At 29.1% G+C, this 2,970-nt stretch carries 3 protein-coding genes and 1 pseudogene; all 4 read right to left on the bottom strand.

Annotated elements, in window-relative coordinates:
• Positions 1–490: 490 nt before the first annotated feature.
• Positions 491–955, bottom strand: coding sequence for a hypothetical protein (locus HMPREF1140_RS01240; RefSeq protein WP_009662113.1), 465 nt, complete (start codon positions 953–955; stop codon positions 491–493).
• A 156-nt stretch (positions 956–1,111) separates the two neighbouring features.
• Positions 1,112–1,600: a hypothetical protein gene (locus tag HMPREF1140_RS01235; protein ID WP_009662111.1), complete on the bottom strand. Its 489-nt coding sequence runs from the start codon at positions 1,598–1,600 to the stop codon at positions 1,112–1,114.
• Positions 1,601–1,708: 108 nt separating this feature from the next.
• Positions 1,709–2,455 (bottom strand): annotated as a pseudogene (locus tag HMPREF1140_RS13995) (hypothetical protein).
• Positions 2,456–2,473: 18 nt separating this feature from the next.
• Positions 2,474–2,938: a hypothetical protein gene (locus tag HMPREF1140_RS01225; protein WP_009662115.1), complete on the bottom strand. Its 465-nt coding sequence runs from the start codon at positions 2,936–2,938 to the stop codon at positions 2,474–2,476.
• Between the last annotated feature and the right edge of the window lie 32 nt (positions 2,939–2,970).

Here is a 2,970-nt window from a genome sequence, read left to right as displayed (position 1 = left end):
TCCTCACTCCCCTTTTTGCCAGTATATCTCTAAGGAATACCAGTCCCACTATAAATGCTATTATTATCAGAATACCTCTTATTGCTTCTTCATTTTGACTTAGTCTTCTTTTTTTCACCATTTGATTTTTTAACCTCTACTCGATAAAAACTTCTGCATCAGGAAACATAGCTTCAATGTCTTCATTTATCTTAATAAACTAAATAATATCTTATAGATAACATAAATACATGGGCTACAAAACTAACTCCTACTTAAACTTACTTGCAATCTCTTCATAAAGTGCTTGAGTTGCATCTGTTCCGGCGTAATACTAATCTGTCCTGCCATAGGAGTGTCCTCCTTGTTCTTTTTTTAAGAACAATTGTATTATACTACTCGTTTTATATATAGTTATATTTTTTGTTCAAAACTTTATAGTGCAAAATTTATTAACTTAATCATCATCCTTGTATTCAAAAATACAGATACTAGCATATCTATAAATAGTTTACTCAATAGATACATTTACATTGGGAAACATATCTTCAATATCTTCATTTATCTCCAAATGATATAAATGTAAATTCTCTAAATATCTTAATTTTTTAATTATATATATATTATCAAGCGCATGCTCATCTTCATAAATGCTTTTATCTCCATCATACGCACTTATATAGCTAAACCATACAGTTTTAGTGTTCTTAAAATACTTTATATCTACAATGTTTTTTACTTTATATTCTCTAAAGTTTATTGATACAAACTGAACCCTCTCAAGGTCTTTTTTCCAAATTATTCCATCTAATGCCTTTTCTCTTCTATCTACCATTGACACCCTATATGCTATTAAAGTATCTCTTACCGCCCTTTCAAACTCTCTGTCTTTAAAAAAGGCTATTTGGTTCATAATGTATATACAAATTACCGACATCACAACAATAACAATTTGTATTCTTCTCTTTTTCATCATATCCCATACCTCCGGCAAATATTTCAAACTTACAGACTTTAAAAAAATTTGTATTAAAATTCTCAATACACTCTTTTGTCATTTCAATTTCCCCGGTATCTACTTTGTAACTTGGATAAATTCTGTATTCACATATATACAAACATCCGTATATATTTACTCTATAACTACCCTCGCATTAGGAAACATTTTCTTTATACGTTCTATAGCTTCATCATCTAACTTTAAGTGATATAATTGCAAGTCATCCAAGTATTTTAAATCTTTTATCTTGTATAAATTATCGAGTACATTCTCATCCTCATATATGCTTTTATCTCCATAATATGCACTTGAATATACCAACGATATTAATTTAGCGTTCTTAAAATATACCAGGTCACTTATATCTCTTATTTTATATTTTCTAAAGTTTATATATATATTATCTACATCCTTAAGATCGTCCTTCCAAATTATACCCTTAATGGGATTGATTCTTCTGTATTCGTCTATAGTTACCATCTCATAATCAGTTTTAGTTTCTCTTACCAATCTTTCAAACTCAGGATCATGAAAAAAAGCTATTTTATTTACAGTATATAATGCAAATACGATAATAATAATTATGGTTGTACAAATTATCTTCTTATATTTCCTTAGCATAAATTCACTCCTCCGATGTAATATCCACTGTTCCTTTAATCCTATCTATAATATACTTACCATTTTCCGGCATTTGTTTTTTACTGCAAGTCTTTATCTGTAGGCCTATCACTTGCCATATCCCTTGTCCCCTTCCAATATACGCATATCGTCAAAACCTGTTTTGTATGCCTTATCATAAAAGCTGGAAATTCTACAATAAAACTTTAACTTATTGAATGTATAGTCTATCAATCTTTCTTCAAACTTATCTAAGTCTTCTTTTGTAATATGTGTAACCAGCAATCTGTTAGTCTGCAAATCTTTTTCTACAAATATTTCACATACCTTTCTAAAATCTTTTTCTCTATTTTCAACATTTTTATCTGTGAATATACAAGTAGTGTAGTCACTATTACTTACATATGTCATTATATCTGTATCTTTGTTAAAGCTGTCATCCAGCGAAAAACCTTATGGTTGTGTGTAAACTTTACACTCTCCATATATAGGTTTTACCAACTCATATATATATTTCTCAAGTTCTGCTTTCTTTAGGTATCCTACATAATTATCGCTAAAGTAAGTTAATCCATTTTCACTATAAACTTCTACTACTGCATGCCACTCAGGTTTTGCTTTTGGATGTACATATATACTATTATCAACTATATACTCACCTTCAAACTTCTCTCCATATTTTTTCTGCATGTAATATTCTACTGCATTCATATAATCTTGCCTTGTAAGCATCAAAATCCTTACTCCTCTTTTTACAAGTATATCCCTGAGGAATACAAGTCCAACTATAAAAACTATTATCAGTAAAATACCCCTTATTGCCTCTTCATTTTGGCTTAGTCTTCTCTTTTTCAACATTTGATTTTTTAACCTCTACTCGATAGAAACTTCTGCTTCAGGAAACATAGCTTCAATGTTTTCATTTATCTTCAAATGATATAAATGTAAATTCTCTAAATGTGCCAATTTTTTTATTATATATATATTATCAAGCACATGCTCATCCTCATAAATACTCTTATCTCCATCATACGCACTTGTGTAACTAAACCATACAGTTTTAGTATTCTTAAAATACTTTATATCTTCAATATTTTTTACTTTATATTCTCTAAAGTTTATTGATACAAACTGAACCTTTTCAAGATCTTTTTTCCAAATTATTCCATCTAATGCCTTTTCTCTTCTATCTACCATTGACACTTTAGATGATATTAAAGTATCTCTTACCGCCCTTTCAAACTCTCTATCTTTAAAAAAGACTATTTGGTTCATAATGTATATACAAATTACCGACATCACAACAATAGCAATTTGTATTCTTCTTTTTTTCATCATATCCCATACCTCCGGCAAATATTTCAAACTTA

It is taken from the genome of Lachnoanaerobaculum sp. ICM7 (assembly GCF_000287675.1).
GTDB lineage: Bacteria > Bacillota > Clostridia > Lachnospirales > Lachnospiraceae > Lachnoanaerobaculum.
This window is presented reverse-complemented; position numbering and strand designations above follow the sequence as displayed.